11 protein-coding genes and 2 pseudogenes are annotated in these 11,795 nt (G+C 72.2%); 5 read left to right on the forward strand and 8 right to left on the reverse strand.

The window, feature by feature from the left end:
• Positions 1-21 precede the first annotated feature (21 nt).
• Together ACYVHU_RS23210 and ACYVHU_RS23215 are read right to left on the reverse strand one after the other, a co-directional pair.
• The gene (locus ACYVHU_RS23210) at positions 22-168 is read right to left on the reverse strand and encodes an MmcQ/YjbR family DNA-binding protein (RefSeq protein ID WP_200813555.1); all 147 of its coding nucleotides are present in this window, start codon (positions 166-168) and stop codon (positions 22-24) included.
• A gap of 150 nt (positions 169-318) precedes the next feature.
• Positions 319-714, reverse strand: a complete 396-nt coding sequence (locus tag ACYVHU_RS23215; RefSeq protein ID WP_078760875.1) for an MmcQ/YjbR family DNA-binding protein — start codon at positions 712-714, stop codon at positions 319-321.
• Between the two features lie 125 nt (positions 715-839).
• On the opposite strand from ACYVHU_RS23215, the gene ACYVHU_RS23220 reads away from it, so the two are divergent.
• Positions 840-1,775 (forward strand): helix-turn-helix domain-containing protein, encoded by a 936-nt coding sequence (locus ACYVHU_RS23220; protein WP_078760874.1) that lies wholly within the window; start codon positions 840-842, stop codon positions 1,773-1,775.
• Positions 1,776-1,802: 27 nt separating this feature from the next.
• On the opposite strand, the gene ACYVHU_RS23225 is transcribed toward ACYVHU_RS23220, so the two are convergent.
• The 3 genes and pseudogenes from ACYVHU_RS23225 to ACYVHU_RS23235 form a co-directional block, all read right to left on the reverse strand.
• Positions 1,803-2,825: an alcohol dehydrogenase catalytic domain-containing protein gene (locus ACYVHU_RS23225; RefSeq protein WP_078760873.1), complete on the reverse strand. Its 1,023-nt coding sequence runs from the start codon at positions 2,823-2,825 to the stop codon at positions 1,803-1,805.
• Between the two features lie 113 nt (positions 2,826-2,938).
• Positions 2,939-3,079, reverse strand: a pseudogene (locus tag ACYVHU_RS23230) (GMC oxidoreductase); the annotation flags it as partial.
• Between the two features lie 481 nt (positions 3,080-3,560).
• Positions 3,561-4,027, reverse strand: a pseudogene (locus tag ACYVHU_RS23235) (PPOX class F420-dependent oxidoreductase).
• 399 nt (positions 4,028-4,426) lie between these two features.
• Here ACYVHU_RS23235 and ACYVHU_RS23240 point away from each other — a divergent pair.
• The 3 genes from ACYVHU_RS23240 to ACYVHU_RS23250 all read left to right on the forward strand — a co-directional run bounded on the left by ACYVHU_RS23240 (position 4,427) and on the right by ACYVHU_RS23250 (position 9,073).
• The gene (locus ACYVHU_RS23240) at positions 4,427-5,290 is read left to right on the forward strand and encodes an aldo/keto reductase (protein WP_078760869.1); all 864 of its coding nucleotides are present in this window, start codon (positions 4,427-4,429) and stop codon (positions 5,288-5,290) included.
• 623 nt (positions 5,291-5,913) lie between these two features.
• Positions 5,914-6,642, forward strand: a complete 729-nt coding sequence (locus ACYVHU_RS23245; RefSeq protein WP_078760973.1) for an exonuclease domain-containing protein — start codon at positions 5,914-5,916, stop codon at positions 6,640-6,642.
• Between the two features lie 157 nt (positions 6,643-6,799).
• Positions 6,800-9,073: a glycosyl hydrolase gene (locus tag ACYVHU_RS23250; RefSeq protein WP_498949496.1), complete on the forward strand. Its 2,274-nt coding sequence runs from the start codon at positions 6,800-6,802 to the stop codon at positions 9,071-9,073.
• Positions 9,074-9,122: 49 nt separating this feature from the next.
• Here ACYVHU_RS23250 and ACYVHU_RS23255 read toward each other — a convergent pair whose 3' ends face one another.
• On the reverse strand, positions 9,123-10,361 hold the full coding sequence (locus tag ACYVHU_RS23255; RefSeq protein ID WP_498949497.1) for a phospholipase D-like domain-containing protein: 1,239 nt from the start codon (positions 10,359-10,361) through the stop codon (positions 9,123-9,125).
• Between the two features lie 174 nt (positions 10,362-10,535).
• Entirely contained in the window at positions 10,536-10,715 is a 180-nt protein-coding gene (locus ACYVHU_RS23260) for a hypothetical protein (RefSeq protein WP_498949498.1), read from the reverse strand.
• 51 nt (positions 10,716-10,766) lie between these two features.
• On the opposite strand from ACYVHU_RS23260, the gene ACYVHU_RS23265 reads away from it, so the two are divergent.
• Positions 10,767-10,988 carry a TetR/AcrR family transcriptional regulator C-terminal domain-containing protein gene (locus ACYVHU_RS23265; RefSeq protein ID WP_498949500.1) on the forward strand — a complete coding sequence of 74 codons (222 nt, stop codon included), beginning with the start codon at positions 10,767-10,769 and terminating at the stop codon, positions 10,986-10,988.
• Positions 10,989-11,080: 92 nt separating this feature from the next.
• Here the strand turns inward: ACYVHU_RS23265 and ACYVHU_RS23270 are convergent, their stop codons facing one another.
• Complete coding sequence (locus ACYVHU_RS23270; protein ID WP_235000831.1) at positions 11,081-11,761, reverse strand: NUDIX hydrolase; 681 nt, start codon at positions 11,759-11,761, stop codon at positions 11,081-11,083.
• Positions 11,762-11,795: the final 34 nt, after the last annotated feature.

The raw sequence follows: 11,795 nt of genomic DNA on the forward strand, positions 1-11,795 counted from the left end.
TCCCACACCAGGACGGTCGCGTCACGGCAGCCGTTCGACGACCAGGTCGCAGGAATCCTCGACCGCGTCGGCGACAGGCCCCTCGCTGACGCCGGGTCCCGGCCCGGGTGAGATCCAGTGGCCTCTGTCGAGGTAGCGGCCCGGTGTGATCGAGGCGTAGCCGTTCATGCGCGCGGGCGGGTTCGCGGTCGCGATTGCCCATGATGACCTGCCCGTCCGGGTCGACGGTGGCGATCGGGAACACCTTGCCCGCGACCGTGTACACGTCGAACCGGGGGTGAAGGGGCGTCCGGCGGGAACTCCTGATCCCGGCCGCGCTCACCGGGCCGCCCGCGCGCCGCTGCCGTAGGTGTGGGGGTCGACGGGCTGCTCGGCCTTGGGCAGGCGAGCGACGACGAGCCGGTAGGACTCGGTGACGAGTTCCCTGACGAGGGACTCATCGACGCCTTCCCCGCCTTCCAGCGTGATCCAGTGCTTCTTGTTCATGTGGTAGCCGGGAGTGATGTGGCTGTTGTGCTCCCGCAGGGCAAGGGCCTCGCCGGGCTCCGCCTTGAGGATCACGACGGGACGCCCGGGGACTTCGGTCATCAGCATGAACACCTTGCCGCGCACCTTGAAGACCTCCCAGTCGTCACCGAAGGGATGATCCAGCCAGGCTCCGGGAAGTTCCCGCGCACAGTCAGCGGCGGTCTTGTGCAGGGTCGGTCCGTTCATGAACGTCTCCTTCCTCGGGTGGTGGCGGGTCGGCGCCGAGGGACGCGGACAGTGCACCACACGGTCGCGGCGGCACCCCCATCCTTCCGTTGAAAGCGGCAAATCGGGCAGTAGGCTGCGGACACATGATGGTCGATAGGCGACACCCCAGGCCGGGCGGGCAGCCCGGACCGGCCGCGATCCCGCTGTATGGTTTCCAGCCCCCGGTGGGCACTCCCTACGGGCTGGAGGTGAGCACCGTCGAGGACTTCTTCGCCGAGCACGACGACTGGCCGTGGAACCCGCCCCGTCCAGGCCGCGCCACCTTCCACTACCTCATCGCGGTCACCGAGGGCGAGCTGCTCCACGATGTCGACCACGTCACGCGAACCGTCGCCCCCGGCCAGTGGCTGTGGGTGCGTCCCGGACACGCACAGTGCTGGCATCCGCCCGGCACCGCCCGCGGCCCGTTCATCCTCTTCGAACCGGACGTACTGACACCCGGCACCGCCCGCCTGCTGGCACCGCTCATCGCGCACGAGGCCCCCGCCGTCCTCAGCCCGCCCCCCGACGACGCCGCCTGGCTCCAGCAGACGGCACTCCAGCTCCTCGACGAACACCGGGCACTTGGACGCCGCCCCCTCGATGTCCACCACGCCCTGCGGCGCAGCCTGCTCGAATCACTGCTGCTGCGCCTTGCCAACGCCCCCGGCATCACCCCCGCGGGCGCGGCGACGGCCGGCACGGGCCGCGGGGACACCTACGGCCGGTTCGTGGACGCCTTGGAGCTGCACTTCCGCGAACTGCACCGGGCCGCGGACTACGCCGAGCTGCTGGGCTGCTCGGTCCGCACCCTCAGCCGCGCCGCTCGGGACGCCACCGGCAAAGGGGCGCGTGACCTGATCGACGAGCGGCGCCTCCTCGAAGCCCGGCGCCTGCTCGGAAGCGCCCGGTGGGACGCCCGGAGTGTGGCCGCTCACCTCGGCTTCACCGATCCCGCGAACTTCGGCCGTTTCTTCCGCAACCACACCGGCGTCACCCCGGTCGCCTTCGCGGCCCGCGCAATCACGGCCGATCCGTGAGCGGCGTGCGGCGCCCCCAATGCCCTCTCAGTCGTTCAGGACGACAACGTGCTTGCCCGGCGTCGTGCCGGTCTCGACGTCGGCCTGGGCATCGCGAACCCGCTCCAGGCCGTGGTAGACCTTCGCGACCGGGGCCCTGAGCCGTCCGGCGGCGATGGCGTGCAGATGCTGCTGGAACACCCGCGCGGGCAGGTCGCCGGCTTCGCCCGCGTAGCTGGTCAGCCGCACCCCGTTGGGGATCATGAACGGGGTGAAGTCGGGGACCGTCCACTGGCCCGCCAGGGCTCCGGTGAAGCAGACGGTGCCGTGGCGGCGGACGGCGCGGAAGGTGTCGGCGAGGACCGAGCAGCCCACCAATTCCAGTACGGCGTCGACGCCGTCCGGTATCAGCTCGCGCACCTGGTCGGCGATGGTGCCGTTGTCGACGAGAGGATGGTCGACGCCCACGGCTCGCAGGTCCCCGGCCCGGTCCGGGCTGCGGGTGGTGGACAGCACGGCGGCTCCGATGTCCTTCGCGATCGTGGCCGCGCTCAGCCCGACCGTGGAGGTGCCGCCGCGGATCAGCAGCGTCTGCCCGGCCTGTAGGCCGAGACCGGTGGTGAGGGATCCGTAGGCGGTCTGGAACATCTCCGGCAGGGCGCCGACGACGTCCCAGGGCAGGCCGGTCTCGAACGGGATGACCTGCCCCGCGGGGACGGCCACGTACTGGGCGTAGGCGCCGTCGAACGAGCGGCCCATGCCGCCCATCATGGTCGCCACCCGCTGGCCCGGGCGCAGCCCGCTGTCCGCGTCGGCCTGGTCGACCACACCGACGCCCTCGATGCCGGGGATGCGCGGGTAGGTGACCTCCGGATCCGACTCGCCCCTTCGGGTCGTGACCTCGGACTCGTTGACGCCGAACGCCTTCACCTTGATCCGCACCCATCCGGGCCGCGGCTCGGGCATCGGCACCGTGGTGACCTGAAGGGCGTCCAGACCACCGGGCTGGGTGACGACGACCGCCCGCATCGTCGCCGGTGCGGCGTCGTCGGCTGCTGTCGGCCGGCTCATACCGAACTCCTCTGTCGTGTCTCGTGCCCCGAAGATGTGGACCCACAGCCGTGGCTCCCGACGCGGCGGCGTGCCCGGCGAGGTCGTCGTCCGCCTCTACCCGATGGAGGTCATCACCTGCGGCGGCATCCTCGACCGGCGGCCAGGGCGGCGGCGCGGTGTTCGGTGAGGGCCAGGGGGGTGAGATCGGGGTTCGCGGTGGGCAGGCCCGGCATCACCGAGGCGTCGATCACGAACAGGTCCGCGACACCGCAAACCGCGCCGCTGGGAACACCACGGCTCCGGGTCGGATGTGCCGATCCCGCACGCCCCTATCCCACCCGACGGCCGATCCGCAGTGATCGGCCGTCGGCGTACCCCATGAGGCGCCTGCCCGACCGCGCCCGATTTCGCCACCAGGGCCTGAACGGTCTCATCGCTACCGCCCGACCCCCGGCCGACACGATCTCGTCCCCGCCCGCGTGGGCGTGGGTCGCTGTGTCGCTCCTCCCCTTGACCCCGACGGCGCGCTCGCCCTGGCGGCACTGCGCGACCACGCGGGACTCGTCGACGCGGGGCCGACGCGGGCACGGGCGGGCACGGGCGGGCACGGGCGGGCACGGGCGGGCACGGGCGGGCACGGGCGGGCACGGGCGGGCACGGACTCCGCGCCCGCCGGTGGTGCCGTGGGACCCGCGGTCGCCGACAGTGGCGACGTGGCGGCCGGACGCGCGGCCGGCCCGGCCCGGGGCCGGGTCAGGAGGGGGCGCGCCCCGCGGGGAACCCGCCGGTGGCCACCGGTCCCCACCGCTGCGGGGTGACGCGCACCAGGGCCTTGCCCTGGCGGCGCATGGCCTGCCGGTACTCCTCCCAGTCCGGGTGCTCTCCGGCGATCACCCGGAAGTACTCGACCAGGGGCTCGACCGCCTCCTCCCCGCTCAGCACCTCGGCGGTGCCGTCGACCTGCACCCAGGGGCCGTCGAAGTCGTCGGAGAGCACGACCACGCTCACCCGCTCGTCGCGCGCGGCGTTACGGGCCTTGACCCGCTCGGGGTAGGTGGACACCACGATCCGCCCCTGCCCGTCCACCCCGCAGGTGACGGGAGACGCCTGGGGGAACCGTCGCGGCGCCGGGTGATCAGCAGCGCCTTGTGCCGTGGGGAGATGAACTCGATGAGCGCGTCACGGTCGACGGTGGTGTTGGTGGCGATCCTGGGACTCACGTCGTTCGCTTTCGTCGGCGTTCCTGTCGCGGGTTCCGGCCGGGCCTTCCCCCGCCCGTCGGGTCGACGCTATCCGACCGCCCCTCGGACCGGCGTACGCCGCTCCCGTCCTCGGAGCGAACGCGCGGCGGCCCGCGCGGCCGTACCCCGGCGCGCGGAAGACCCCCTGACCGGCCACCAGGTCACCACGGGCCGGGGCGGCGCGGGAGGCCCTGACAGTACCTGGAAGCGCCCCGCGGCGGGGAACCGGCCATCACCCCGGCTCGCGCGGCCGGCACCGGGAACGGCCCGGCCGCCATCGGACCTCCGCGGGAGCTCCGCCGTCCCGCGCGAGGTAGCGTGTCCCGGGAATCCCTCCGGGGGCCGACGGCGAACACGGATTCGAAGGGAAGAGACCGAATGGAACAACGCACCCTGGGTGAGGTCCAGGTCGGCGCGATCGGCCTGGGGGCCATGCCACTGTCGGTGGACGGCGGACCCGAGCCGCAACGCGCGATCCGCACCGTCCACGCCGCCCTGGACGCCGGGGTGACGCTGATCGACACCGCCGACGCCTACCAGCCCAAGGGCGCCGGCATCGGCCACAACGAGGAGCTGGTCGCCCGGGCGCTCGCCTCCTACGGCGGTGACACCTCCCGGGTGCTGGTGGCCACCAAGGGCGGCCACGTGCGCACCCCCGACGGCGGGTGGGACCTGGACGGGCGTCCCGAGCATCTGAAGGCCGCGGCCAAGGCCTCGGCCGCCCGGCTGGGGGTGGAGGCGATCGGCCTCTACCAGCACCACCGTCCGGACCCCCGGGTCCCCTACGAGGAGACGATCGGAGCCCTGGCGGAGCTGCTGGACGAGGGCGTGATCCGCATGGCGGGCATCTCCAACGCCGACGAAGGGCAGATCCGCACCGCCCAGGAGGTGCTGGGCGGCCGGCTGGCGGCGGTGCAGAACCAGTTCTCCCCGGCCTTCCGCTCCAGCAGGGGCGAGCTGGAGCTGTGCGCGCGTTCGGGCATCGCGTTCCTGCCCTGGAGCCCTCTGGGCGGGATCGCCAACGCCGGACGGCTCGCGCAGCGCCACGAGGTGTTCGCCCAGGTCGCCGCGGAACACGGGGTGAGCCCCCAGCAGGTGTGCCTGGCCTGGGAGCTGTCCCTGTCGCCCACCGTCATCCCCATCCCGGGCGCCTCCCGCCCGCAGAGCATCACCGACTCGGCTCAGGCCGTCGACCTGGAGCTGTCGCCCGAACAGCTCGCCCTGCTCGACGCCGCCGCGTGAGCGAGGACCCCGTGGAGCCGAGTCCCGCCGGCCACCCCGGGGTCCCTGTGCGGATCGGGCCGGTCACCCCCGGCGATCGGCCCGATAGGCGCGCTCTCCCGGGAAGAGCCTGACAGGCCCCCTGCCGATCGTGGGACTTCCAGCGGTCCGGTGCGGCTCGGAAGGGGTCGGTGCCCCCGCGACGGGTGGATCCCGCCGCCGGAGCCCTCCGGGGAACGCGGGGCGGAGCCGACGTCCCCGAACCCCGGTTCGGGTCCTCTCGACCGGACCGGCCTGGTCCACGGTCGGCGCCGCCGCGGCCACCGGCACGCGCCGGCCGCACCACCGTGAACCGCCTCGACGTGGCCGGCCGATGGCGCCATGACCCGTCCCGTGAAACGCCGTCCCCCACCGGACCGCCCGCCGAGCGGGCCGTCCCCTCCACGCGAAACGTCGGGGCGGTGTCCGCGCCCGGCCCGGCACCGGCCGGCCCCGCCTCCCCGTGCCCTCCTCGGCCCGCCGGCGAGAAGCCGGACTCGCGCGGCCGGCCCCGGGACGGACACGGCGCGTCCGGCGAGGCGGCCCGTTGGACGTCCCCGCCTGCGGGTAGCGTCATGGGGATCCGTCCCCTCACCGGAGAGCACATGAGCTGGCACTTGGGCCCCCTGGCCGCCTTCGACACCGAGACCACCGGCACCGATCCCGAGTCCGACCGCCTGGTCTCGGCCGCCCTGCTGCGCATCAACGGCGCCAGCGGGGCGATGACGCCGACCACCTGGCTGGCCGACCCCGGTGTCGAGATCCCGCAGGAGGCGACCGCGATCCACGGCATCACCACCGACCACGCCCGCGCCCACGGCCGGCCCGCCGCCGAGGTGATCGGCGAGATCCTGGCCGCGCTGACCGAGGTCGCCGCCCGGGGCGTCCCCCTGGTCGTCTACAACGCCCCCTACGACCTGACCCTGCTGGAACGAGAGGCCCGCCGCCACGGCCACCCAAGCGACGTCCTGACCGGCGGGACACTGCGGGTGATCGACCCGCTCGTCATCGACAAACACCTGGACCGCTTCCGGCGCGGCAGCCGCCGGCTGGCCGACGTGTGCGCCCACCACGGCGTCGCCTTCGACGGCCAGGCCCACGGCGCGCCCGCCGACGCGCTGGCCGCCGCCCGGCTGGCCTGGCGCCTGGCGGCCGACAACGAGGAACTCGCCACGCGCGCCCTGGAGGACCTGCACACCGCCCAGGCGGACTGGCGGGCCGAACAGGCGGCCTCCTTCGAGGCCTACCTGCGCCGCCGCGACCCCGACGCGCTCGTCGAACGGAACTGGCCCCTCATCCCCGCCCCGGACCACGCGGCGCCGGTGGGCGGGTGAGCCCCGCCCCACCGAGGGACGCAGGGTAACGTAGCAGTAACAGAACGGACATCATCCGTTGACATCGGCGGGGCTTCCGAGTCCCATGAGGTGGGAGCGCTCCCTGCACGGAGGGGTGCCATGGCACCCCACTTCCCCCCTGTTCGCGAGGCCGCCCATGCGAGTCCCACGTTCCCTCCTCCCCCGTGCCCTGCGGCGGGCCACGGCCGGCGCCACGGTCGCGCTCGTCGTCGCGGCCCTGCTCACCCCCGCAGCCCCGGCCGCCGCCGACATCATCACCGTCGGCTCCGGCAGCTACACCACCACCCGGCCCGCCGGATCCCGGGGTCCCTCCACCGAATCCGGCACCCCGGCCGTCCCCCAGGTCACCGCGGACTTCGACCAGCCGATCGTCACCAACGACTGGTGGTCCTCGCTGATCTTCCCGCGCTACGACGACGCCAGGTTCGGCCAGAACCTCTTCGCCCACCCGCTGTCCTACCGCGCCTCCGCCGGCGGACTGGGCATCGGCCACACCCCCGAACCGGTGATCATCCCCGACGGGACCAAGTACGAGTACCCACACACCACCGACCTGACCTTGGGGGTCGCCGGCCTCAACGCCTCAGGGGCCAAGGTCGCCGGATACGGTGACTGGACCGTCACCGCCGACCTGTCGGACTCCACCCGCCGCCTGCGCACCACGATCGGGCAGGGGCTGCCCTTCGCCTACGCCGAGGTCAGCGGCGGCCCCATCGAGGTGGAGTTCGCGGCGCCGCCCCAGGTGTTCGCCGAGCAGGGCGGCAAGCTGGGCGTCACCGTCGGCGACTCCCACTACGCGATCTTCGCCCCCTCCTCCAGCAGCTGGACCCGATCGGGCACCACCTTCACCGCCGACGGCTCCTACGCCTCGGTGGCGCTGCTGCCCAGCCCCGCCGACTTCGACCTGTACGCCGGCTACGCCTACTCCTTCGTCACCGGCAGCACCCTGGAGTACGACCACGATCCCGGCGCCGCCGAACTGCGCACCACCTACCGGGTGACCACCCAGGCCAAGGAGGGCGACCGCACCGGCACCCTCATGGCGATGTACCCGCACCAGACGCGGGCGGCGACCACCCCGTCCACCGGGCTGACCTACCCCTCGCCGCGCGGCACCATGACCGTGGTGGAGGGCGGTTCCTTCTCCACGACGCTCACCACCCACGGGATCCTGCCGAACCTGCCCACGGTCGCCTCCGCCGACCAGGCGCGGCTGCGTACCCTCATCGACCAGGAACTCGGCGCGGCCGATCCGTGGAAGGGCGCCACCGACACCTACTGGACGGGCAAGGCCCTGGGCCGGCTGTCCCAGCTGGTCACCATCGCCGACTCCATCGGCTACGTCGACGGCCGCGACCGGCTGCTCGGCCTGATCAGGACCAGGATGGAGGACTGGCTGACCGCCGGCGGCGACGGCGACCGCGCCCAGTTCCACTACGACGGGCAGTGGGACACCCTCACCGGCTACCCGGCCAGTTTCGGCTCCGACGACCAGATCAACGACCACGACTTCCACTACGGCTACTTCATCACCGCGGCGGCCACCATCGCCCGCTACGACCGCGCCTGGATCTCCGACGACCGCTGGGGCGCCATGGTGAAGACCGTGCTGCGCGACGTCGCCAACCCCGACCGCGACGACCCGATGTTCCCGTGGATGCGCTCCTTCTCCCCCTACGCCGGGCACGGCTGGGCGTCGGGGCACGCCGGGTTCGCGGCGGGCAACAACCAGGAGTCCTCCTCCGAGGGGATCCACTTCGCCTCGGCGACGGCGCTGCTCGGCTCCCTCATCGGCGACGAGGAGATCCGCGACCTCGGGGTCTTCATGTACACCACGCAGGCATCGGCCATGGGGACCTACTGGCAGAACCAGGGGGGCGAGACCTTCCCCGAGAACTTCGGCCACGACGTCGTGGGCATGGTCTGGGGCGACGGCGGCCACTACGCCATCTGGTGGGCCGGCGGCGCCGAGGAACTGTACGGGATCAACTACCTGCCCATCACGGCGGCCTCGCTGTACCTGGGCCACGACCCCGAGCACGCCGCGGCGATGCACCTGTCGCTGCGCGAACGCCTCGGCGGCGAACCCCAGGTGTGGCGCGACATCCACTGGGCCCATCTGGCGCTGTCGGACGGCCCGGCGGCGCTGGCCCGTTTCGAGGCCCAGTGGCAGACCTACGAGCCGGAGGCCGGGGAGTCCAAGGCGCACACCTACCAGTGGGTGTCGACCCTGGCCGAACTGGGCCGGGTGGACACCTCCGTCACCGCCGACACCCCGCACTACGCGGTGTTCGAGAAGGGGGGACGGCGCACCCACGTGGCGTTCAACGCCGGGACGGCGCCGCTGACGGTGACCTTCTCCGACGGCGCGACGCTGACCGTGGAGCCGGGACGGGTCGCCACCGGCTGACCCAACGGCCCGGGGCCGGCCGCGTCGGCGGCCGGCCCCGGGCCGCCGGTCACAGCAGTGGCCGCAGCGGCCGCAGGATGGTCTCCCCGATCTTGGCGGGAAGGGGACGGCGGTTCCACTCGGCCATCGTCAACGCCCGGGCGTTGGTGCTGTCGTTGTGGAAGACCTCCTCCAGGTGGGCCGCCACCCCGTCGTCGAAGATCTCCACGTTGATCTCGTAGTTGCCGGTGAGGCTGAGCCGGTCGACGTTGGCGGTGCCGATCGTGGACCAGCGGCCGTCGATCGTGGCGGTCTTGGCGTGCACCATCGCGTCCTCGAACAGCCACAGTCCCACCCCGCCGCGCAGCAGGGTGGCGTAGAGACCGCGCGACAGCCAGTCGGCCACGACGTGGTTGGAGTTGCGCGGCATCAGGACCCGCACGTCCACCCCCCGACGCGCGGCGGCGAGGAGCGCGCGCAGGATCGCCTGGTCGGGGATGAAGTAGGCCTGGGTGATGTAGATGTGGTCCTTGGCCTTGTCGATGGCCTCCAGGTACATGGCCCGGATCGGGTAGATGAGCTGTTCGGGGACGTTGCGGTGGGTGCGGATCCGGGCGTCCCAGTGCTCGGTGCCCATGTCGTCGAGGCGGGGGCGTCCCGGCCCGCGGTTGGCGTTCCAGAAGTCGCAGAACGCGTTCTGCAACTCCCACACCGCGGGACCCCGCAGGCGCAGGTGGGTGTCGCGCCACTCCGTGGCGTAGGCCTGGCCCACGTTGTAGCCGCCGATGAAGCCGATCTCGCCGTCGACCACCAGGATCTTGCGGTGGTCGCGCCCGGACTTGCGCACGTTGAGCAGCAGCACCCCGGGGCGGAACGCCGGGTAGCGGAGGACGTGCACCGAGGGCGGGAAGCGGAAGAAGGAGCGGGGCACGACGAGGTTGGCGAACCCGTCGTAGATGACGTGCACCTCCACGCCCCGCTCCGCGGCCTCGATCAGGGCGCGTTTGAACTCCCGTCCCACGGCGTCGCCCTTGAAGATGAACACCTCGAACATGATGCGGTGCCGCGCGGAGCGGATCGCGTCGAGCATGTCGCGGTAGAGGTCCTCGCCGTAGGCGTAGACGGTGACCGTCGTCTCCCCCACGGGCATCTCCTTGGGCGCGGAGCGGGGGAAGCTCGTGCGCTTGGGGCGGACCCGTTTGCGCCAGCTGTCGATCGCGATGAGCGTGGCGACCACCGCCACCTCCGCAGCGACCACGGCGAGCAGGGCGCGTTTGAGCAGGGTCATGACGGTGCTGCGTCGCGGCATTGCGTCGTCTCCTCCAGCCGGTTGCAAGGGCGGGCACCGTCGACGGCCCGGACCCACGAAACGCGGACGTGACGGCGCGGGCCCCATGGCGGGGCGCAACCACCCTACGCAAAGACGGAGGGAACCCGGTGAACCGCCGCGTTTCCGCCGGACCCGGACCCGCCGGGTCCGGGGTCAGCGGAACGCGTCCAGGTGGTCGGCCACCCACTGCCGGAAGGTCCGCGCCGGCGCCCCGGTGATCTCCTGGACGGCCGTCGTGGTGGCGGCGGGCAGGGCCGCCGGCCGCGCGTAGGCGGACACCATCTCCTCGGCGGCGTGCGGCGGCCGGTCCTCCTCGCGCAGCAGCTCGCGCACCCGTTCCGGGGGATCTCCTCGAAGCGCACCGGCCGGCCCAGCACCTCCCCGATGACACGCGCCTGGTCCGGCTCCGGCGACGTCTCCCCGGCCCCCGCGGCGCTGTCCCACCTGCGCCGGATCCTCGCCTCGGGCGAGCACCCGTGCTTCGCCCACATGGTGGAGGAGGCCGAGCGCCACCCCGACCGCGACGCCGTGTTCACCTGGCAGCTCGACCGGGTCCTGGACGGCCTGGCCGCCGTCCTCCCCCTGGACGACGGCCCCGGCCACTGACCCCGGGGCGGAGCACTCGCCATAGCGCTAAGCGACATCACAGCGGACTCGCCCCTATCGCCACAGATCAAAGACCACTAGGTGTCATTAAGTCAGCCATCGCTGAAGTGGCGCAGGAGGGGAGGAACGAGGGCCTCTGCGCCCCCCCTGCGGTAGAGCGCTGCAGGACGCCCCGACTCGAGCATCCGGCGTTCTCCTGTCGCTTCGAGGAATCCCTCCGTTCGGGTCACCTTGCGACGGAAATTACTCGGGTCCAGAGGGAAGCCCCAAATGATCTCATACACACGGCGCAACTCACTGACAGTGAAGGGCTCCACACAGAAAGCCGCCGCAACCGTCGTGTACTCCAGACGCCTCCTCGCCCCTTCCAACGCATCAGCAAGGATCACCGCGTGGTCGAAGGCCAACTCCATTCCTGAGTCAAGGGCGCTCGCGACAGCAGTCCAGCGCGCAGATCTGGCATCTGTACCCGCGACCGGAGCAGGAAGATCGGGACCGAGCGCCAGGTAAGCCACGGTAACGACTCTTCCTCGTGGATCACGGCCAGGGTCACCGTAAGCCCTCAACTGTTCCAGGTGAAGCCGGCCAACATCGACTCCCGTCTCCTCGTACAGCTCGCGCCGCGCGGCCCCATCTAGGGTCTCGTTACTTCTCATGTAGCCGCCCGGCAGAGCCCAACAGCCCGCGAAAGGCTCGTTCCCCCGTTCGACCAGAAGCACCTGAAGCACATCGTCACGGATCGTAAAGATCACCAAGTCCACCGTGACCGACATGGGCTCTTTATGGCCAATTGTCCTTCTTGTAGCA

Source organism: Marinactinospora endophytica, from assembly GCF_054780875.1.